This is a genomic window from Psychrobacter sp. CCUG 69069 (assembly GCF_021023115.1).
Taxonomy (GTDB): domain Bacteria; phylum Pseudomonadota; class Gammaproteobacteria; order Pseudomonadales; family Moraxellaceae; genus Psychrobacter; species Psychrobacter namhaensis.
On sequence record NZ_QQAI01000018.1, the window covers coordinates 1 to 20,508 of the forward strand.

Below are 20,508 nucleotides of genomic sequence, written 5' to 3' on the forward strand. Positions count from 1 at the left end.
TAAAGTGTGAGACCATTTACCTTGAGAAGCCTCAAAACATTGAGCAGTTAGAGCAACAAATCCATGAGTACATTCATTATTACAACCATGAGCGTATTCAATTGAAACTAAAAGGACTGAGCCCTGTGCAATACAGAACTCAGTCCTTGGGTTAAACTAAACCGTCCAAGTTTTGGGGGTCAGTTCACCGTGCCAGCACAGTTAGGGCTTTCTTTTTTTCAAGATTGACTGTACATATCAAGGATTCACGCATCAGTGGTTTGCTCAACCATGCGACTGAGCTTAAGCGGATTATTGCTCGATACGCTGTAAAAATGCCTGCGTTCTTGGGTGTTTTGAGTCCTCAAACAATTGCTTAGCACTGCCTTCTTCAACCACATGCCCGTCTTCGATTAACACCACATGGTCCGCCACGTCACGGGCAAAGTTGATTTCGTGAGTCACCACCACCATCGTCCAGCCTTCAGAGGCCAGCTGCTTCATGGTTTCAAGGACATCTTGTACCAGCTCTGGATCAAGTGCAGATGTCGGCTCATCAAACAGTAATAACGACGGTTCGATAGCCAGCGCACGGGCAATCCCAATACGCTGCTGCTGACCACCAGACAACTGAAACGGATAGAGATCCGCTTTATCCGACAACCCCACTTTATCCAGCAGCACTAATGCCTGCTCACGGGCTTGCGCTTTGCTCTGCCCTTGTACCACCGTAGGACCAAGCATTAAGTTTTCGATTGCTGTTTTGTGCGGAAACAAATTATAAGACTGAAAAACCATACCCGACTTACGTTGCAGCGCCAGTAAGGTTTTTTTCTTAGGTTTGGTGGCAAAATCAACGGTTAAGCTGCCATCATCAAAGGCAATAACGCCTTGATCCGGAATCTCAAGCGCATTGAGACAACGCAAAAAAGTGGTTTTACCCGAACCTGATGGCCCTAATATGACGACCACCTTCCCTTTATGAATCGTCAAGTCGATGCCTTTGAGCACTTGATTGCTCCCAAAGGCTTTGTGGATATTAGTGACTTTGATCATAAAGGTTCCTGTGCTACAAAGGATACTGAAACTATGGAATAATTAAAATATTGAAAGGTGAGCCATCCGCTATTTTGCCACGTAACGATCAAGACGGGTTTCAAGCTTACCTTGGATAAAGGTTAAGAACAGACAGATACCCCAGTAAATAATCGCCGCTTCGGTATAAACCAGCATAAACTCGTAGTTACGCGCCGTGATTATCTGCGCTTGCTTAAACAGCTCAGTCACCAACACCAATGACGCCAATGAGGTGTCTTTTACCAGACTAATAAACGTATTGGATAAAGGCGGCACCGAGACCCGAAGCGCTTGTGGCAAAATGACATGACGAAAGGTTTGTAGGTACGTCAAACCAACGGTCGAGCCTGCCTCCCATTGACCTTTTGGAATAGACAAAATTGAGGCACGCACTGTCTCTGACGCATAAGCGCCAATATTGAGCGAAAAGGCAATAATCGCCGAAGGAAAGGGGTCAAGCTTGACGCCAACACTTGGCAGCCCATAAAAGATAATAAACAGTTGAACCAGCATGGGCGTCCCGCGAATGGCGGACACATAAATACGCGCCAGTCTGTAAACAATCTCATGAAACCAGCCTGCCCGCGGAACGATACGAATCAGCGCCACTGTCAGCGCAATCACCATACCAATGACAAACGAGATCAATGCCAGTGGTATCGAATAATAGATACCACCTTTGAGCATGGGCCAAAAAGACGAGATAACAATCTGCGCCCGATCAGGGCTCATGAACGGCAATAATGCCAATAAATCCGCAAACCACGACACAGACATAATAGAAGCTGGCATGATAGACCCTGACATTATTTTTGTTGACTTACATCAGCACCAAAGAACTCTTCACTAAGTTTGGTGAGCGTACCATCAGCCGCCAACTCTGCCATCGCTTCATCCAGTTTTGCTACAACGGCATCGTCCCCTTTTATGAGCACCAAACCTGAACCACGCTGCTCACTCGCAGGCGCTGTCAACTTAATCTCAAGCGCCGCAGCTGGGAATTTTTTTAGATAATCCAATACAGCAAGATTGTCGTTCATGGTAAAGTCAGCACGGTCTTGTTTGACCAATTGGATTGCTTGTGCCATACCATCGACAGGGACGATTTCTGCACCATAGCGTTCTGCCAGCTCACCATAGTTACTGCTGAGTGATTGCGCAGTGCGTAGACCTTTTAAGTCCTCCCAAGAGCCATAACGATTGTCATCAGTTGGGGCTAAGACCACCGCGCCGGACCAGCTATAAGCCATGGCTTTGTCATACTTCGCTTTACGCTCAGGCGTGGTCAAGCTGACTTGGTTGGCCACCATATCAAAGCGTTTTGAATCCAAACCTGCCAGCATGGCATCCCACTGGGTTTCTTTGAACTCGACTTCTACGCCTAGCTTATCAGCAACGGCACGTGTCACTTCGACGTCATAGCCTGTGAGTTTTCCACTCTTATCATGATAAGTGAACGGTGGATAAGTCCCTTCTGTACCAACGTTGATGGTGCCACCATTATTGATACGTTGCAGCAAGTCCGAACCGCCTGTCGCAGCACTGTCCGTCGTATTGTTATCGGTATCACTAGTAGACTGGCCACAAGCAGCAAGTAACAGTGTACTGGCAGCTAGGGCTAAAAGAGTACGACGTTTCATAAGACGTCCTTATAAGAGTGAATGAGTAAATCGGCGTGTATAAATACCAGCTAATAAGGAGAAAACCCGCCCAGACAGATATTAAAACACATATTTGTCCCACAATATTTGGCTTTGGCTGCCCGATTTGAGGATACACAGCCTATTTTTCAATGCTATTTTTACATTAATTGTGAACTTTTAGACTGCTTTAGGCAGTCTTTTACCTTTAGCGCCAGTGAATTAGAACGTCCTAAACACTCGGCCAAACAGAGGCTGCGAACCATTCGTCTCAGATGCACGGTATTGTTCTTCACTTAAAACGACTATAGCGCACTTAAGTGAGAATAAACGTACAAAAACCGTGAGCGTGCGTCAGGTGCTTACAGTTCGCCTGAGAATTGATAACGATCACCAGCATGCCACATTTTGACAAAGGTCAACACTTGACCTGCCGAGTAGGTTTGGCGACGCAACACTAGGGTCGGCGACTGCGGTGCGATTTGTAAAAAACGGGCGATCTCGTCAGGTGCTGCTATTGCTCGAATGGTATAGCTGCCCCGCTCTAATGGACTTTTGGCAATTAAATACTCACTGGTATTGACCACGCTAAAATCTTGCGCCATAAATTCTGGGACTTTATGGGCGTCGACCCAGCGCTCTTCGAACTGGATGGGCTGACCATCCGCAAAATGGATGATTTTTACCTCATATAGCACCGGCGCATGACTGCTGTTATCTACGCCATGATCTTTATCTATATCAAATTTACGTCGCAGCTCCTCATCGAGCATATCAGCCGTCACCGCACGCTTGCTCACAACCTTCGCTTCGTAGTCACGATTGGCCGACTTTAAGTCTTGCGCGATATTACGCACCTCCACAAAGGTGTGATTGAACTGTTGCTGTGCGACAAATGTCCCCGACCCTTGCCGACGCTCCAGCACCCGCTCCTCACTCAGCTCTTTTAAGGCGCGGTTGACCGTCATCCGCGACACCCCGAACTCCTCAGCCAGAGCCATTTCTGTAGAAATCGCATTGCCCGCTTGCCACTTACCAGAGTGGATATTGTCTAGTATGGCGTTTTTTATTCGTTGATACGCCGGTATCGTTTTTTTCATATCCGTCTTTAACCGTCAGTTCTGCTAATAAGAATAGCGCCATAATATCATGAGACTACGCCACAAGCCTCAGCCAATACCCCAAAGCGCTCGGTATTTGCTAAATCGATCACAAAAATAATGAGGGTATCAATAAAAAAATCCTTGCATGAAAAAATAATCTTTGATAATTTGTATATACAACTTATTCATTGTACCAAATAACCTTCCTAAAAACTGTGTAAACAACCCCTATATAAACAATCACAAGGACCGAGCATGACTACCAAAAACGGAATGAGTAACAACGCTGAATTCACCCGCCGTGATGAGAGTCGTGATATTGCCGCCCCCACTGGCAGTACACTTCACTGCAAGAGCTGGCTGACCGAAGCCCCTTATCGCATGCTACAAAATAACTTGCATCCTGATGTCGCTGAAAACCCAAAAAGTCTGGTGGTTTATGGCGGTATCGGACGTGCTGCGCGTAACTGGGAAAGCTATGACCAAATTTTAGCGTCTCTCAAAGAGCTAGAAGACGACGAGACATTATTGGTACAGTCAGGCAAACCGGTTGGTGTCTTCCAGACTCATGAAAACGCGCCGCGTGTCTTGATTGCCAACTCCAACCTTGTACCGCGCTGGGCGACGTGGGCGCACTTCAACGAGCTCGATCGCAAAGACTTATTTATGTACGGTCAGATGACTGCTGGCAGCTGGATCTATATCGGTACGCAAGGCATCGTTCAAGGTACTTATGAAACCTTTGTTGAAGCGGGTCGTCAGCACTATGATGGCAGCTGGGAAGGACGTTGGATTTTGACCGCGGGTCTTGGTGGCATGGGCGGCGCGCAGCCACTAGCCGCGACCTTTGCTGGTGCGACTTCTCTAAACATCGAATGCCAACAATCTAGTATCGATTTTCGTTTGCGCACCGGTTACGTCGATAAGCAAGCGGATGATCTTGACCACGCCTATGAGTTGATTAAACAGCATACGGCTGCTGGTGAATCCATATCCATCGCGCTACTTGGTAATGCCGCAGATATATTGCCTGAGATGGTCAAACGCGCCCGCGCAGGTGAAATCAAGCCTGATTTGGTCACCGATCAGACCTCAGCCCATGACCTGATCAATGGCTATCTGCCAAGTGGTTGGACGGTTGAAGAATGGAAAGCCGCTCAAGAAGACCCTGAGCAACACGCAGCCCTCACCAAAGCAGCCGCGGCCTCTTGTGCCACACACGTACAGGCGATTTTAGATCTGCAAGCGATGGGGGTTCCTGCAACCGACTATGGCAACAACATCCGTCAGGTGGCGTTTGATGAAGGGGTTAAAGACGCCTTTAATTTCCCCGGTTTTGTCCCCGCTTATATTCGCCCGCTGTTTTGCCAAGGCAAAGGCCCGTTCCGCTGGGTGGCGCTGTCAGGTGATCCAGAAGACATTTATAAAACCGATCAAAAAATCAAAGAGCTGTTCCCTGAAAACACCCATGTCCATCGTTGGCTTGACATGGCAAAAGAGCGTATTCAATTCCAAGGTTTGCCTGCGCGTATTTGCTGGTTGGGTCTAGGTGAGCGTGACAAAGCAGGCCTCGCCTTTAACGAGATGGTCAAAAATGGTGAGCTAAAAGGCCCTATCGTCATCGGTCGTGACCATTTAGACACAGGCTCGGTTGCTAGCCCCAACCGCGAAACAGAAAGCATGAAAGATGGCTCAGATGCAGTATCTGACTGGGCGCTATTGAACGGCATGCTTAATGTCGCAGGCGGTGCGACTTGGGTATCATTGCATCATGGTGGCGGCGTTGGGATGGGTTACTCGCAGCACTCTGGCATGGTCATCGTCGCTGATGGTACGGACGCCGCCGCCAAACGCTTAGCACGCGTACTGGTCAATGACTGCGGCTCAGGGGTCATGCGTCATGCAGATGCAGGTTATGAGCTCGCCATCAAAACCGCTAAAGAGTATGGTCTAAACCTGCCGATGATTAAGTAGATCATCTAAAACCGTTTATCAAGGAGGATAACATGATCGAGCAAAATACGGCTACCACGATCGGCGCTGCGGCAGCGCCACCCCCACCAGAAAAACTACTGTCCAAACCTGTGGCGCTGATACAGCTCGTTGTGTTTAGTGCCATTGGCTTAATTATGTTTTTCGTGCCGTTTACCATTGGTGAAAAAAGCACGATCTTGTTCGATCATGGCGCGACCTACTTAGTGACTCAGCAGCATACATTATCTGTCACCTTGCTATTTTTATTGATGCTTTATGGGGTCAGTAAACCATTTATAGATGGCTCATGGCACAAAAACATCACCCATATGATTATGACTGTGTTCAAAGTCATCGGTCTCATACTAGCAGTGATGTATATTACCGGTACCGCGCCTGCCGTTATGATGGAAACCGACATGCTGCCGTTTTTATTTGAAAAACTGGCCTTACCCGTCGGCATGATTGTGCCGCTTGGGGCGTTAATTTTGGCCTTTCTCGTCGGTTTTGGCTTGTTAGAGATGGTTGGCGTTCTTATGCAGCCCATTATGAAACCTATCTGGAAAACGCCAGGGTCATCGGCAATCGATGCGGTGGCGTCTTTTGTGGGTAGCTACTCTATTGGTCTACTGATCACCAATCGCGTGTATCTGCAAAAGCAGTATTCAGCGCGTGAAGCCATTATCATTGCAACGGGGTTTTCGACCGTCTCAGCCGCGTTTATGGTGATTGTGGCAAAAACGCTCGGTCTGATGGAATTTTGGAATGTGTTCTTTTGGTCGACATTGGTGATTACATTTATTGTCACTGCCATTACCGCCCGTATTCCGCCGATCAGCCTTTTTGATGACGAGGTTGAGCGTCCCGACCTCGATCATACACGTGGCACACGGCTGGCAGCAGCGTTTGATTTGGGTTTATCGACGTCGCGTCGCGCAACAGATCTCAAACAGATTTTATGGTCGAACTTTCGTGACGGTCTCACCATGGCAGCGGCGATTGTGCCTTCCATTATCGCTGTGGGTTTAACAGGACTATTATTAGCCAAGTACACGCCAGTGTTTGACGCATTAGGTTTGCTACTCTACCCCTTTACATGGCTTGGCGGGTTACCAGAGCCGCTGGTGGCTGCCAAAGGTATGTCAGCAGGGTTGGCGGAGATGTTCTTGCCGGCCTTATTACTCAGTGAGGCCGATATATTGACACGCTACGTGGCAGGCGTTATCTCCATTAGCAGTGTGCTGTTTTTTTCTGCCATGATTCCGTGTGTACTGGCAACCGAAATCCCAGTCTCTGTTGGCAAAATGGTCATCATTTGGTTTGAGCGCGTGGTTCTCAGTATCTTACTGGCTGCCGCATTTGGACAGCTGGCCATGTACCTAAATTGGATTGGATAAGAAACACCAGATTGGACAAAAAACTGAGATCCCATACCTGCAACCACTTTATAGATAGCAAATCACTACTATCGCTTATAAAATTAGGATTACCCCCATGACTGATATCAAAAAATTCACACTACACCCGCGTAGGCTTAGCTTTGAGATGCTACGCGATATCTATGAGCAGCCTGTGGTACTGACCCTACCTGATAGCGCTTATGAGGCGATAGATGCGTCCCATGCAGATGTACAGACCATCATTGCGCGTGACAAAAGCGCGTATGGTATCAATACTGGTTTTGGCCTGTTAGCAAAGACCCGTATTAGTGATGACCAGCTTGAGCTGCTGCAACGTAACCTGATCGTGTCGCACTCAGTGGGTACGGGCGAGGCGCTGCCAGACAGTGTGGTTCGCCTCATTATGGTGATGAAAGTTGCCAGCCTAGCGCAAGGGGTGTCTGGCGTACGACGCGCGGTGGTCGATAGCTTACTTGGCTTAATTAATAACCAAATCACCCCCAACATCCCTGCCAAAGGCTCAGTCGGTGCGTCTGGTGATTTGGCGCCTCTATCACATATGACGCTTGCCATGATGGGTGAAGGCCATGTTTACGTTGATGGTAAAAAAGTCCTCGCAGCCGACGCCTTGGCCCAGCACGGACTTGAACCAATCACTCTAGCGGCCAAAGAAGGTCTTGCCCTCATCAATGGTACACAAGTCTCAACGGCGCTCGCACTACGTGGCTACTTCTTAGCGCGCGACCTGCTTGAGACAGCGACCATCGTCGGCTCCATGTCTATTGACGCGGCCAAAGGCTCAGACTCGCCATTTGATGCCCGTATTCATGAAGTACGTGGTCATCATGGTCAAATTGAAATCGCCAAAGCACACCGCCAGCTCATCAAAGGCAGTGCCATTCGTGCCTCGCATGATGGCGAGCAAGACGATAGAGTACAAGATCCTTACTGTTTGCGCTGTCAGCCGCAGGTGATGGGCGCTTGCCTTGATATCATCAATCAAGCCGGCAAAACCTTACTCATTGAATCCAATGCCGTGACCGATAACCCACTCATTTTTAATAATGAAGACGGCCCTGTTGCCATCTCAGGGGGTAACTTTCATGCTGAACCCGTTGCCTTTGCCGCGGATACTTTAGCCTTAGCAATCGCCGAGATTGGTTCTATGTCTGAGCGCCGTGTGGCCTTGCTGATTGATGCAACTTTATCCGGTGGACTACCGCCATTCTTGGTTGATAATGCTGGGGTGAACTCAGGCTTTATGATTGCCCATGTCACAGCAGCCGCGCTGGCCTCAGAAAATAAATCCATCGCGCACCCCGGCAGTGTCGATAGTATCCCAACCTCGGCCAACCAAGAAGACCATGTATCGATGGCGACCTATTGCGCGCGCCGCCTATACGAAATGGCGCAAAACACCGCCACTATTATCGGTATTGAGCTATTGGCGGCTGGACAAGGGATCGACTTTCATCGCGGCCTAGAAACTTCAGAGATGTTGACGACCGCGCATCAAAAACTGCGCGCGCAAGTGGCTTTTTATGATAAAGACCGCTACCTAGCGCCTGATATCGAAGCGGCCAAACAGCTGGTATTAGATGGCACGCTGACTGAGCACTGGCAAGCACTACGCAGTAATTGGTATGAGTCAAAATAAAGGCTCATTGAGCTTATGCTAAGGAGATCGACAATGACCATCGCAACTGTTAGCCACACTGTCGCCGATATGACTCGCTGGACAGGGCGCGCAGAGCCGTTTGAGACGGCGCGCGCCCGCTACTGGTATCAGCTAGCTCAGCCTTATGAGCAGCAACCTGTTGGGCTGATTGGTTTCGCTTGTGACCAAGGTGTCAGACGCAATCAAGGGCGCGTGGGTGCAAGAGCAGCTCCGCCTTTGATTCGTCAAGCATTTGCTGCGCTACCTGTCATCAAAGAGTTACAACAACGCTTTGATGGTCAATTGCCAACCTTACTGGGTGATGCAGGCGATATCCACTGCCTTGACAATGATGATTTTGCGGCGAGCATCCTTGAGGCGGCTCAAACCACGTATGCCGATAAGGTCAGCCACATTATTAAGCAAGGCGGCCTACCCATCGGACTTGGCGGTGGTCACGCCATCGCTTATGGCAGTTTTTTAGGGTTGTGGCAGGCGTTAACGAAAACGCATGATGACACGAATGTTAGCGTCATAAATAGTAAAACCGTCACGAGGACAACACCTACGATCGGAGTTATTAATTTTGATGCGCATCTCGATATTCGCCAGTCGGATGTAGCCACCTCTGGAACGCCGTTTCGCCAAATTGCTGAGCACCTGGATACCCATGATCAGCCGTTTCATTATTGCTGCATTGGCGTTAGTCGGTTTTCGAATACCGCCGCCCTCTTTGATCGCGCCGAGCAACTAGGCGTACAGGTCATCAGTGACGAGGACTGCCATTACCAGCCTTGGGAGAGCTTGGCTAAGCAGATTGATACTTTTATCAGTCAGGTAGATGTGCTTTATATAACTATTGATATGGATTGTCTCCCCTCCAGCGTCGTCCCGGGTGTCAGTGCGCCAGCCGCTTATGGTATTGAGCTCAGTTTCGTTGAGCGCATGGTCAAACGTATCATGGCATCAAACAAAGTAAAAATGGCAGACATTGCCGAGATTAACCCTACCTTTGATGTTGATAACCGCAGCTGTAAAGTCGCTGCTCGTTTATTGGCAACTATTGTAGAACAGCACTTACTTGTCAGCTAAACGCACTGGCAAAATAATCAGGAGCATAGTATGACGAATACGACAAACCCAATGACGCCACACACAATGGAACACACACCTATCGACGACATCAGTGTCGCATCGTTTGATCACATCATTATCAATGCCAATATCGCAACCTTTTCAGCACAGTATGGTTTCGATATTTATGCAAATGATCGCACTGATAGCAGTCCATACGGTCAGCTAGAGAATGCAGCCCTCGGCATCAAAAACGGCAAGATTGCGTGGATTGGCGCACATGAGCAGATCACTCCTCACCTGTCTCAATACCAAGACCAGCAAATCACAGATGGCAATGGTAAATGGCTAACACCAGGGCTTATCGACTGTCACACTCACATCGTCTATGGCGGCAACCGCAGCAATGAGTTCGAAGCACGTCTGCAAGGGGTCAGCTACCAAGATATTGCTGCACAAGGCGGCGGTATTGTGGCAACCGTTAGCGCCACACGTGAGGCGAGCATCGAGACACTGTTTGCCCAAAGTGAAAAACGTCTGCTCGCGCTCATACAAGAAGGCGTCACCAGCATCGAAGTCAAATCCGGTTATGGCTTGGATTTAGACACTGAACGCAAAATGCTCACGGTCGCTCGTAAGCTTGGTGACAAACACGGGATTCATGTGAGCACCACCTATCTGGCCGCACATGCTCTACCGCCTGAATATAAGTCTCACATGCAGGACCGTGCGGATGAGTATATCGAACAAGTCTGCGCGTGGCTGCCAATACTACATTCAGAAGGTTTAGTCGATGCGGTCGATGGCTTTTGTGAAAACATTGCCTTTAACACCGCTCAGATCAAGCGAGTGTTTGAGGTTGCACGCTTATTGGATTTGCCAGTCAAACTGCACTCTGAGCAGTTGTCTGATATAGGCGGTAGCGCCTTGGTCGCCGAGTACCAAGGTCTATCAAGTGACCATCTAGAGCACTTATCAGAAGCAGACATCAAAAAAATGGCCGCAAGCAATACCGTGGCGGTACTATTACCGGGCGCTTTTTATACCTTACGTGATACCAAATTGCCACCGATTGACGCCTTGCGTAAGTACCAAGTCCCGATGGCGATTTCAACCGATTGCAATCCTGGCACTTCACCACTCACGTCATTATTATTGGCGATGAACATGGGCTGTACGTTATTTTACTTAACGCCTGAGGAAGTATTGGCGGGGACAACGCTACATGCCGCACAAGCATTAGGGTTGTCAAATAAAGGTAAAATAGAGGTGGGCTGCGATGCGGATTTGGCCCTATGGGATATTACTCGCCCTGCCGATCTGGCCTATCAGATAGGGCTTAATCCTATTGAAGGTATTATGTCGCAAGGACAATGGCGTAAGGCCGTATAGACCAAGCAAAAAAGGCAGGCAAGCAAAAAAATAGGCAAAGCAAAAAAGCCCCAATCATCATAGGATTGGGGCTTTGCTATTGGTAAGCATAAAAGACTTTGTCGCCGCTAAGCACATAGTTTGCGATTAGGAACTTAAGCCGCGTATTTTTGATGGACGGTATGCGTCATCTCGACCATGTTGCGTAGCTATAAGCGTACCTTATTCCAATGACGTGTTTTTAGACACCATCTGGGTTGATCCATCAACGCTCAATCGGACAGTATTAAAAATACCGCGCCTACTCATTTTAGTAGACGCGGTATGATGTCGTGGTAGTTATATCATGCTCAAGATTATATGCTGCTTAGTTTAAAATACCATAAGCGACCAGTGCATCGGCCACGCGTTTAAAACCTACAATGTTTGCACCCGCCATATAGTTGATATAGCCATTCTCGGTTTGACCATACTGTTCTGAGGCGTCGGCAGCACTATCATGAATATTTTTCATAATGTTTTTGAGGCGCAAGTCTATCTGCTCAAAGGTTTTATATTGGCGTACTGAGTTTTGTGACATCTCAAGCGCAGATACAGCCACCCCGCCTGCATTGGCGGCTTTGCCTGGCGCATAGTGAACGCGGTGCAAACGAATGTAGTCAATCGCTTCAGCAGTCAGGGGCATATTAGCGCCTTCGACCACGTATTTGATGCCATTTTTGACCATGAGCTGAGCATCGTCTTCATTGACTTCATTTTGCGTCGCTGATGGGATGGCAATATCCCCTTTAATTTGCCACGGTTTTTGTTTAGCAAGCCACTCACCGCCATAGACATCCACATAATCAGCCAATGGTTTACTTTTTGCTTTTTGCGCTTTAAGCCAATCAATTTTCTCTTGGTTCAGCCCTGCTTCATCGTACAAGGTACCTTGTGAGTCTGAAACAGTGACGACTATGCCGCCAAGCATGTGAGCTTTTTCCGCTGCGTGTAAGGAGACGTTACCCGCCCCTGAGATTAGTACTCTTTTGCCTTTAATGTCTTCGTTTTGCACGGCTAGCATGTTCTCTAGGAAATACACAGCACCATAGCCTGTCGCTTCCGTACGCATCAAACTACCACCGAAACCAACGCCTTTACCCGTTAATACACCGCCGTATTCGCGTGTTAAATTTTTGTACATCGCAAACATGTAGCTGACTTCACGTCCACCCACACCAATGTCACCTGCGGGCACATCAATGTCTTTATTCACGTAGTGATGCAGCTCACGCATAAACGCATAACAAAAACGGCGGATTTCACTGTCCGTTTTGCCTTTTGGATCAAAGTCAGAGCCGCCTTTACCGCCGCCCATTGGCAAGCCAGTCAAAGCATTTTTGAATATTTGCTCAAAACCTAAGAACTTGAGAACAGATTGATTGACGGTAGGGTGAAATCTAACCCCGCCTTTATAAGGACCTAAGGCATTACTGAACTGTACGCGCCAGCCACGGTTGACTTGAACTTCGCCTTTATCATCCTCCCAGTTAATACGGAAGCAAATAATACGGTCAGGCTCAACGAGGCGCTCGAATATTTTAAAAGTATCGTATTCTGGATGTGCGTCATATAGCGGCGCTATAGTAATGGCAACTTCTTTTACCGCTTGCACAAACTCAGGTTGATGGGCATAACGTGCTTCGACTTTTTCGATGGCCTGACTGATACTCATATATCTTCCTTAAGGTAAAAATGGTGAACATGTTTACTTACATCAACGTCGTCTCGTCTAACAGACAACGAGAGGATTGTGGACGCCAATATAAGACTGGATTTGCCTCTACACGCTATTTAGTACAGAGACGATGGGATTGATAAAGCTGATTGGTGCTGGGTCTTATAACTCTAAAGCGATGATGGATTGGCTTGTATCCATTTAGCCTGACGGTACTGTAGAGCTCTTTTTAATCATTGAGCCTGTTTGAACGTATACATAGCATCTACCTTTATACATGAAAAACGGACGAGCGGTCAATAATCCAACTCGAACGGTATAAAAATCCAAAAACTTAGCTTTTTGTCTGTCTCAATCTATATCAATATTAACAGTAAGGGTTTATAATAACGAACTTAGTCAACATTATTTCCACCCTTATTAACAGTTATTTTATCAACTGAATAACCCGTCATAGAGAAATCGATATGCGTACAGATTCGTTCCAGCAAATTTTGGAAGACCTAAACAGCTCATCAGCGGATGTAGAAGCATCTGCCCTCATTTCTAACGATGGCCTTATGATTGCCTCAGCACTACCGACCGGCGTTGATGAAGATCGCGTTGGTGCTATGTCAGCGGCTTTATTGTCATTGGGTGACCGTGCAGGTCGTGAGCTGGCACGTGGTGGTATCGATCGTATTATGATTCAAGGTGAAAAAGGCTATGTGATCATGACCTCATCGGGAGATGAAGCGGTGCTCACTATTATGGCGAAGCCAAATGCGAAGCTTGGTTTGATATTTTTGGACATCAAACGTGCCTCAGAAGCCCTTGCCAAACTTATCTGATTGGTAACGTCAGATTTTTGTCGATAGCACACTAGTATTAGGCGCTATGTCACCTGACTGAATCCGTACTACTTTAAATCAAAACTGTGTGACTGTCTTATAAAAACTATTTAAGGTAACGCACACTATTTATGTCAGATGAACAGCGAATGTGTGCTGAGGGCTGCTAGTCACTAAACACCCGATTCACAATAAGTGATGTTATCGACGAGTACCATACCAGATTGGTTTTTTAATCATTGTGAATATAACGATAAATGAAGGAGATTACGATGGGTTCTCCAATCCCTGATGCACATAAACCTGAGTTGCCAGCTGAACAGATTACCTTGACTTACCATGATGGTACGTCACGGACTGTCTACGACACTGGTATTGAACGCGCCTATCCTGATGGCAAGCTGATTGTGTCACGTACCGACTTGAACGGTGTCATCACACACGTCAACGATGCGTTTGTCGAGATTAGCGGCTACCATGTTGATGAGCTGATCGGTCAACAGCACTATATCTTGCGTCATCCTGACATGCCCAAAGCCGCTTATAAAGATTTGTGGGACACTGCCGCCGCTGGACAAAAATGGCACGGCTATGTCAAAAACTTGTGCAAAGATGGTAGCCATTATTGGGTCTATGCGACCGTCGTACCAAATATTCGTCGCGGCGAAACAGTAGGTTATACCTCTGTACGCCGCAAGCCATCACGCAGTAAAATTGAAGCTGCGATGGCTCAGTATGCCCAAATGAAACAAAATGAGGAAGGCTAAATCATGACGACACACAATATGTTAATCGCCCCAGATTTTTCGCCTGAGCGTTTTGCAGGCTGGCACATGTTTAATACGTTGATTCAGAAACGCGCTAATCTAAATATGCACCTGAACATCCCAGCATCACATGCCGAACAAGAGCAAGTCATTAATGCAGGCGATATTCAGGTCATTTACGCCAATCCGTTTGATGCCGCAACCCTGATCCGTGAGCAAGGATACCGCGCCGTTGCACGCCCCATCGGAAAATCAGATGAGATGGTCATTGCAGCGGGGGCAAACAGCGAGATCAATCGCCTAGAAGATATTCAGGCTGGTGCGACCGTAGCAATGGCAGATAACCGTGATGTTAAGCTGATCGGTTTGCGTCTATTAGAAGCCGTCGACATAGAAGAAGCCGACCTGCAGTGGGACGTCACTGAAACTTATCAAGCCGCCGCCCGTAAAGTCATCAAAGGTGACGCCCAAGCCGCCTTTTTCTTGGCAGAGATTTTCCACAGCTTCTCCCGTCTCACCAAAACCCAGCTAACCGTCCTCATCGAAAGTGATTTGGCTGATATCAGCCACGTGCTTTTGATCAAAGATGGGTTTTCTGATACACAGATTTTTATGGATGCCATTCTTAATTTGCACAACGATGACGAAGGCAAAGAAGCCTTGGCTGAACTTGGTATGCCTCAAGGGTTTGAAGCAATGACGGAAGAAGATGCTGAATTTATGATAGATTTGATGCAGACCTTACTTGATTAGCCATCAGTTAACATTTTGCCGCATCTTGTTTAGTTAGGTCATACCCTACAGCAGCTCAATAGTGGCTATATAATATTAGCGATAGCATAGCCACTGTGACTTAAAGGACACTATTATGTCTGATTTGGACCTCATCAAAGAAAATGAGATGGAAGCGCGCCGAGTGTTTCGCTTGTACTCGCGTAAAGTGTTTTTGGCACCCAATAACCGTCATTTTCATGAGCAACGTATCAATGCAGCCTTACTGTTAACAGAAAAAGAGCCACTGCAAGGGGCTGTCGCAGACTTTTTTTATGGCTGCTGGTATGATATTCCTTATGATGTAAACAATCTGTTTACCCGTATCAAGGATCGCCTGTTTCCTCATGTTCAGCAAGGGTTTCGCGATTGTATTGCTAAAAAAAGGTATATCCAGCGCAACAGTATGCTGGCAACTCGCTGGAGTGTATTGGTATCCCCTTCGCTCAATGAACAAAAACAGCGCCTACGGATCAGTAGTGACGATGCCAAAGAAATTTCTAAAGATATCGCCACCGAGCTGATGCAAGCGCGTGATGATAAAGACTGGGGCACGATTGAGCATATCGAAAATGAGTTCTTTGCTCACTGTATCGCTCGTAATGATCGACTGGCCTTCTCCTTAGTATGGTTTCGCTTGGGCAAAAGCGACTGGCAATTCGATGAGCGTTGGAACAACTGTCAACAAAGCCTTGATCAAACCGTCAAACCTTAATTTATCGCCTATTTATAACTTTCATCACAATGGTAGCCGCTATGTCCTCTTACTTAAATGCTGATAAAACGTATTTGACCCTAACTCCAGCCGGTATTTTTGAGGCATTTTCACAAAGTGAACCCACTGATGAACAGCTGTCCTTACAAGACTTATTGTCCTATGAGCAGACACTGCTTGCCGCCAACTGGCTTGAGCGTTATTCTGACGAATGGCTACAGAGCTTTATAGAAAAAGGCTGGGTTGAAAAGCTGTCTTTATTTTTACCTGCCCCCAACCTGCCCCTAGACCAGTTTTTGCCTTATGTAGTAGCCAGTCTGTCTGGTAAGCGCCGTGCCGCCATCGGCTCTGATGAAGGGTTCTGCCTCGCACGGATTGGCTACAGCCAAGAAGAAGCGGACATGCTAAGTGTGGCGGCTGCCGATTTTTCAGGCTTTATGCTCCGCCAAAAACAACGGGGCTGGGCAGTAGAAAGCCAAGCGATTTCGTTTTTTCAGCAAGTCGATTTGCTCATTCCTGAGACCAGTTTTGTATTTTTATGGATTGACGGTTCAGGTTACGTATTGATCATCGATGGTGAGCCTTTGACCAACAGTCGTGCCTTTGTGGAATTGGTATGGGCACTAAAAACGTCTGGCTTAAGATTTCTCAATTAAACCAAGCGAGGGCTTTACGCGCGCTTCAATGTCACCTCACCCCCTTTATCAATCACCATAGCAAGTGCGCCTAACTTTAAAATAGGCGCATAACCCTCCTTACCCTCCTTTAAAATCCTGTGCTCTATCGTCTATCCTATTTAAAACCGATACAGTGGGCGACTGACTCACAGTAATAAGAATACCCTGAGAATTAACAACAACTTATCACATGTTAGGTCATACTGTTATGACCGTGTAAAACCCACCCCTTCCCTTGCATTAAATTTTCAACGTTACATGACTTTATTTAGAAACAAACCTTTTTGAAAGTGGCAACTCTTGCCAGACCTTGCACTCTTGCTTCTTTTTTAGGACAGTTTATGACTTCGCTGACCACTGTGCGCGTGCGTTATCAAACGATTGAAATTGGTAACACTGATATCCACCTCTGTACCCTGCGTGACAATCAACAATTTAGTGACCCTGATGATGAGGCATTAAAGCTGGGTATTTGCTCGGCTTCTTGGCCGATGTTTGGGGTCATATGGCCATCAAGCTTGGTGCTGGCCAATCATATGCTTGATTATGACATTGCAGGCAAACGTATTTTGGAAGTGGGCTGCGGTATGGCGTTATCGAGTCTGCTCCTTAACCACCGACATGCTGATATCACAGCGACCGACTATCATCCAACGGTTGAATACTTTCTCGATCGTAACACCACGCTAAACAATAATAAAGAGATCAGTTTTGAGCGCCTAGATTGGGCAGAAGACAACAGCCACCTTGGTCAATTTGATATCATTATCGGCAGCGACTTGCTCTATGAAGACCAACATATCGATATCTTGGCCGAATTCATCGCGCGTCATGCGCGGCCAACCTGTGAGGTCATCGTGGTAGATCCTGGCCGCGGACGCAAAAACAAGCTGACCAGTAAGATGATAGAATTTGGTTTTAGCAGCATGCACGTCAAACCTGAAAATACCACGTATCTTGATTTACCGTTTAAGGGGCACATTTTGACATTTTCGCGGGATCATACTAACTAAATACCGTAAAAGGCACGTGTGAGTAAGTTTACATTGCGGCAGCGTCTTGCCACTCTTGCCGCGTTATTTTATATAGCACATGCGCAGCAAGCGGATGCTTGGCATCAAGCAGAGGGTGGTAAAAGTTGCCCTGTGTGTTGGTCATACCAATACGCTGCATAATCAATTGTGAACGCTTATTGATGACGGCGGTAAATGAGACAACCTCATCAAGTGCCAGCTCGGTAAAAGCAAAACATAACGCCGCGCGTGCCGCTTCGGTCGCGTAGCCTTGTCCCCAATAAGCTTTATGGAGTCGCCAAGCGATCTCAACCGCAGGGGCAAAAGCCATATCCGCATGCGTTTCATTCAAGCCCACAAAACCAATAAAAGCATCACGTGGCTCTGTACCGTCTTTTAAGCTGACCGCCCAAAATCCCCAGCCCTTGTCTTTAATAAGCTGCTGACACTTTTTGGCAATGGTGTTGCTCACAGTAGTCGGTAGTACCTTAGGAAAGTAGTGCATCACCTCAGGGTCGGCATTCATCTCAGCGAATATCGCAAAGTCGCTTGTGTGCCATTGTCTAAGATAAAGGCGATCGGTTTCTATCACAGGCATTGTTTTCCCTTAAGGGTTGATATTGCTTTGATACAGGTAGGGCTGTTTATCTAGCCAGCCTTTTTGCTGCGCATAAGCAAGCTGTGCTGGCGTATCAATATCATAGCTCAGCTGCGCATTGGTCACTGTATTTATTTGACTGGGCGGCAAGCTTCTAATCAAATGACGCAAACCCTTATCTCCTATCAGTGCTGGCTGCCATTTTTTTAGTAGCTCATTATCAATTACTAAAGGCAATCCGATGATGTCTTTTTTAAGTATGTCGCTAACACCTGCCTCATCTGCATGAGGCCAATTGTGATAACCGCTCGCCACTACAGATGTTTTACCTGCCAGCAACTTCATTAGATGGCGCGCATCGAGCAATATTTGATCGACACCCATGATTAATACTCGATCAATGGCTGAGCTTGTGTCCATTATCGCCGCAATACCCAGAGACAAGCTGTGTGCCATGCCAGTTTGGGGTATTTTATTTACCAATATTTGACTTGCTGGATGCTGAAGCATCAAGTCAGCAATGGCATGAGTAATAGCGGGATGGTCATCAGGAATGACGACAAAGACTCCTTGCGGATTTGTGGTCACTGCCAGTTTGGTCATATAACGTATTAATGGCTCACCATCTTTGTAGAGGAGCTGTTTAGGTTGACCAAGACGCTGGCTGAGACCACTCGCCAAAACAATAACAGCGTGATTTGATGCTGGTTGTTTGTCAGGTATCTGCATAGAAGGGTTACTAATCATGCGAGACTTGTTGCCGTATCACTGCTAGTAGCTGCCCTACTAGCAGTGGTTGCATTTGCGACCTTTTCACTGATAGGGTCAGTGTCTAAAAACTCTGCGGGTGCCGTCTGCTGATACATGACTGCGTTTATCTGTGCCATGATGCCAAGTGCCAGTGCTTCAGGCCCGTCTCCACCTAACTTATAGCCTATAGGATAATGCAGTTTATTAATACCCTCAGCCAAAGTGGTCGGATCGGCTTTGCTCGCGCTGATCTCATTAATCAAGCGTTCCGTGCGATAGCGGGGGCCCAATTGTCCCATATATCTATAATGCTCAGGATGCTCTAGCAGTACGGCGAGACGAGCACGGTCTTGACTCAGACTGTGCGACATCAAAGCGACGGCAGCATTACGACTCAGTTTAAGTAGTTGTTCCGTACTCGGCAGCGGTAGATGTATCACCCTATCTGCTTGCGGAAAACGCGCGCGCGTCGCGTATTGTATGCGACTATCTACTACCGTCACGTGCCAGTCTTGCAGCCTTGCCATGGTGACGAGTGGTACTACGTCATTGCCAGCACCGCAAACCAACAAGCGGGGTTGTGGGCGCAGTCGTTGTATTAGCCACTCGGTAGATACAGCCGCGTCGCTTAAGACAACATACTCAGCGTTGTTATCAAACAGCTCACATTCCAGCAGTTTTGCCCCCACATTATTCAGATTGGTGGGAGTATCAGACTCCGCTGGAGTGAGAGCATTGTCAGACGTAAACGCCGCTATCTTTCCTGAATGACGATAGTCGTCTAGATTGATACGCGTGCCAACTTCTAACTCAGAAGTCTGATCTTGACTACCATTAGAACGAATTAAAGTGGCTATTGTGACTGGCTGCTGCGTTTGACGAACTTGGGTGATGGTATCCAACAGTGGCTGTGCAGTCGCCAACCGCTCGAATAATACATGAACCCGTCCATTACAGCCTAGCCCAAAATTCAACTCGTCTAACTCGCTATCCCTGTTATCCCCTAAGCCATCATATAATTCTGTCTCTTCATGCTCATTTTTATGTTTTTCATTGTCCTGAGCAGCTTCTTTTGGGTCGCCATTTTCCGTGTACTCAATGTCCTCGCCCGTTTGGTAGACTTGTACATTAGCGCCATGACAAGTGAGCCAAAAAGCACGCTTAATGATATGTGGCTCCAAGCATCCCCCACTAATCATCCCAACTGAGCGGCCATCTTCACAGATAAGCATCATGGCACCAGCACGACGATACGCTGACCCGTCCGTACGCACGACAGTCGCCAGTACCGCATCAACGTTTTGTTGCTGCGCTTCACTGGCCAGCTTAAGAATGTCAGCTACTTGGTTCATAACGCCTCTCATTTTAATGATGGGTGACAAATATTTAGGCTAT

20 protein-coding genes are annotated in these 20,508 nt (G+C 47.3%); 12 read left to right on the forward strand and 8 right to left on the reverse strand.

Annotated elements, in window-relative coordinates:
• Positions 1 to 155: IS3 family transposase (locus tag DVY93_RS10550; protein ID WP_230710252.1), on the forward strand; the 155-nt coding region annotated here is incomplete at its 5' end.
• 136 nt (positions 156 to 291) lie between these two features.
• Here the strand turns inward: DVY93_RS10550 and DVY93_RS10555 are convergent.
• From DVY93_RS10555 to DVY93_RS10570, 4 genes are all read right to left on the reverse strand, one after another.
• Entirely contained in the window at positions 292 to 1,035 is a 744-nt protein-coding gene (locus DVY93_RS10555) for an amino acid ABC transporter ATP-binding protein (protein WP_198333953.1), read from the reverse strand.
• A gap of 69 nt (positions 1,036 to 1,104) precedes the next feature.
• A complete protein-coding gene (locus tag DVY93_RS10560) occupies positions 1,105 to 1,848 on the reverse strand; it encodes an amino acid ABC transporter permease (protein WP_286739657.1) in 744 nt (247 codons plus the stop codon).
• A 14-nt stretch (positions 1,849 to 1,862) separates the two neighbouring features.
• The gene (locus DVY93_RS10565; RefSeq protein WP_230710689.1) at positions 1,863 to 2,696 is read right to left on the reverse strand and encodes an amino acid ABC transporter substrate-binding protein; all 834 of its coding nucleotides are present in this window, start codon (positions 2,694 to 2,696) and stop codon (positions 1,863 to 1,865) included.
• A gap of 362 nt (positions 2,697 to 3,058) precedes the next feature.
• Positions 3,059 to 3,796, reverse strand: coding sequence for a UTRA domain-containing protein (locus tag DVY93_RS10570; protein WP_230710690.1), 738 nt, complete (start codon positions 3,794 to 3,796; stop codon positions 3,059 to 3,061).
• A 276-nt stretch (positions 3,797 to 4,072) separates the two neighbouring features.
• Between DVY93_RS10570 and hutU the strand changes: the two genes are divergently transcribed.
• The 5 genes from hutU to hutI all read left to right on the forward strand — a co-directional run bounded on the left by hutU (position 4,073) and on the right by hutI (position 11,296).
• Positions 4,073 to 5,773 carry a urocanate hydratase gene (gene hutU, locus DVY93_RS10575; protein WP_230710735.1) on the forward strand — a complete coding sequence of 567 codons (1,701 nt, stop codon included), beginning with the start codon at positions 4,073 to 4,075 and terminating at the stop codon, positions 5,771 to 5,773.
• 32 nt (positions 5,774 to 5,805) lie between these two features.
• Positions 5,806 to 7,170, forward strand: a complete 1,365-nt coding sequence (locus DVY93_RS10580) for a YjiH family protein (RefSeq protein WP_230710691.1) — start codon at positions 5,806 to 5,808, stop codon at positions 7,168 to 7,170.
• A 97-nt stretch (positions 7,171 to 7,267) separates the two neighbouring features.
• Positions 7,268 to 8,830 (forward strand): histidine ammonia-lyase, encoded by a 1,563-nt coding sequence (hutH, locus tag DVY93_RS10585; protein ID WP_193005417.1) that lies wholly within the window; start codon positions 7,268 to 7,270, stop codon positions 8,828 to 8,830.
• A 33-nt stretch (positions 8,831 to 8,863) separates the two neighbouring features.
• Positions 8,864 to 9,922: a formimidoylglutamase gene (gene hutG / locus DVY93_RS10590; RefSeq protein WP_230710693.1), complete on the forward strand. Its 1,059-nt coding sequence runs from the start codon at positions 8,864 to 8,866 to the stop codon at positions 9,920 to 9,922.
• A 51-nt stretch (positions 9,923 to 9,973) separates the two neighbouring features.
• Complete coding sequence (hutI, locus tag DVY93_RS10595; protein WP_442966520.1) at positions 9,974 to 11,296, forward strand: imidazolonepropionase; 1,323 nt, start codon at positions 9,974 to 9,976, stop codon at positions 11,294 to 11,296.
• Between the two features lie 346 nt (positions 11,297 to 11,642).
• On the opposite strand, the gene gdhA is transcribed toward hutI, so the two are convergent.
• Positions 11,643 to 12,989 (reverse strand): NADP-specific glutamate dehydrogenase, encoded by a 1,347-nt coding sequence (gene gdhA, locus DVY93_RS10600; protein WP_230710694.1) that lies wholly within the window; start codon positions 12,987 to 12,989, stop codon positions 11,643 to 11,645.
• 470 nt (positions 12,990 to 13,459) lie between these two features.
• On the opposite strand from gdhA, the gene DVY93_RS10605 reads away from it, so the two are divergent.
• The 6 genes from DVY93_RS10605 (at position 13,460) to DVY93_RS10630 (ending at position 17,765) form a co-directional block, all read left to right on the forward strand.
• Positions 13,460 to 13,822, forward strand: a complete 363-nt coding sequence (locus DVY93_RS10605; RefSeq protein ID WP_179797756.1) for a roadblock/LC7 domain-containing protein — start codon at positions 13,460 to 13,462, stop codon at positions 13,820 to 13,822.
• 272 nt (positions 13,823 to 14,094) lie between these two features.
• On the forward strand, positions 14,095 to 14,589 hold the full coding sequence (locus DVY93_RS10610) for a PAS domain-containing protein (protein ID WP_193005421.1): 495 nt from the start codon (positions 14,095 to 14,097) through the stop codon (positions 14,587 to 14,589).
• A 3-nt stretch (positions 14,590 to 14,592) separates the two neighbouring features.
• Positions 14,593 to 15,342 carry a PhnD/SsuA/transferrin family substrate-binding protein gene (locus DVY93_RS10615; protein WP_230710695.1) on the forward strand — a complete coding sequence of 250 codons (750 nt, stop codon included), beginning with the start codon at positions 14,593 to 14,595 and terminating at the stop codon, positions 15,340 to 15,342.
• A gap of 115 nt (positions 15,343 to 15,457) precedes the next feature.
• Entirely contained in the window at positions 15,458 to 16,075 is a 618-nt protein-coding gene (locus DVY93_RS10620; RefSeq protein ID WP_230710696.1) for a hypothetical protein, read from the forward strand.
• A 41-nt stretch (positions 16,076 to 16,116) separates the two neighbouring features.
• Positions 16,117 to 16,731 (forward strand): hypothetical protein, encoded by a 615-nt coding sequence (locus DVY93_RS10625; protein ID WP_193005424.1) that lies wholly within the window; start codon positions 16,117 to 16,119, stop codon positions 16,729 to 16,731.
• Positions 16,732 to 17,093: 362 nt separating this feature from the next.
• Complete coding sequence (locus DVY93_RS10630) at positions 17,094 to 17,765, forward strand: class I SAM-dependent methyltransferase (protein ID WP_230710697.1); 672 nt, start codon at positions 17,094 to 17,096, stop codon at positions 17,763 to 17,765.
• A gap of 28 nt (positions 17,766 to 17,793) precedes the next feature.
• On the opposite strand, the gene DVY93_RS10635 is transcribed toward DVY93_RS10630, so the two are convergent.
• Genes DVY93_RS10635 through DVY93_RS10645 form a run of 3 tightly spaced genes read right to left on the reverse strand, consistent with a single transcriptional unit; the run spans position 17,794 to position 20,465 of the window.
• Entirely contained in the window at positions 17,794 to 18,363 is a 570-nt protein-coding gene (locus tag DVY93_RS10635; protein WP_230710698.1) for a GNAT family N-acetyltransferase, read from the reverse strand.
• A gap of 9 nt (positions 18,364 to 18,372) precedes the next feature.
• Positions 18,373 to 19,110, reverse strand: coding sequence for a nucleotidyltransferase family protein (locus tag DVY93_RS10640; RefSeq protein ID WP_230710700.1), 738 nt, complete (start codon positions 19,108 to 19,110; stop codon positions 18,373 to 18,375).
• The gene (locus DVY93_RS10645; protein WP_230710701.1) at positions 19,107 to 20,465 is read right to left on the reverse strand and encodes an XdhC family protein; all 1,359 of its coding nucleotides are present in this window, start codon (positions 20,463 to 20,465) and stop codon (positions 19,107 to 19,109) included. The genes DVY93_RS10640 and DVY93_RS10645 overlap by 4 nt, the downstream gene beginning before the upstream one ends.
• Positions 20,466 to 20,508: the final 43 nt, after the last annotated feature.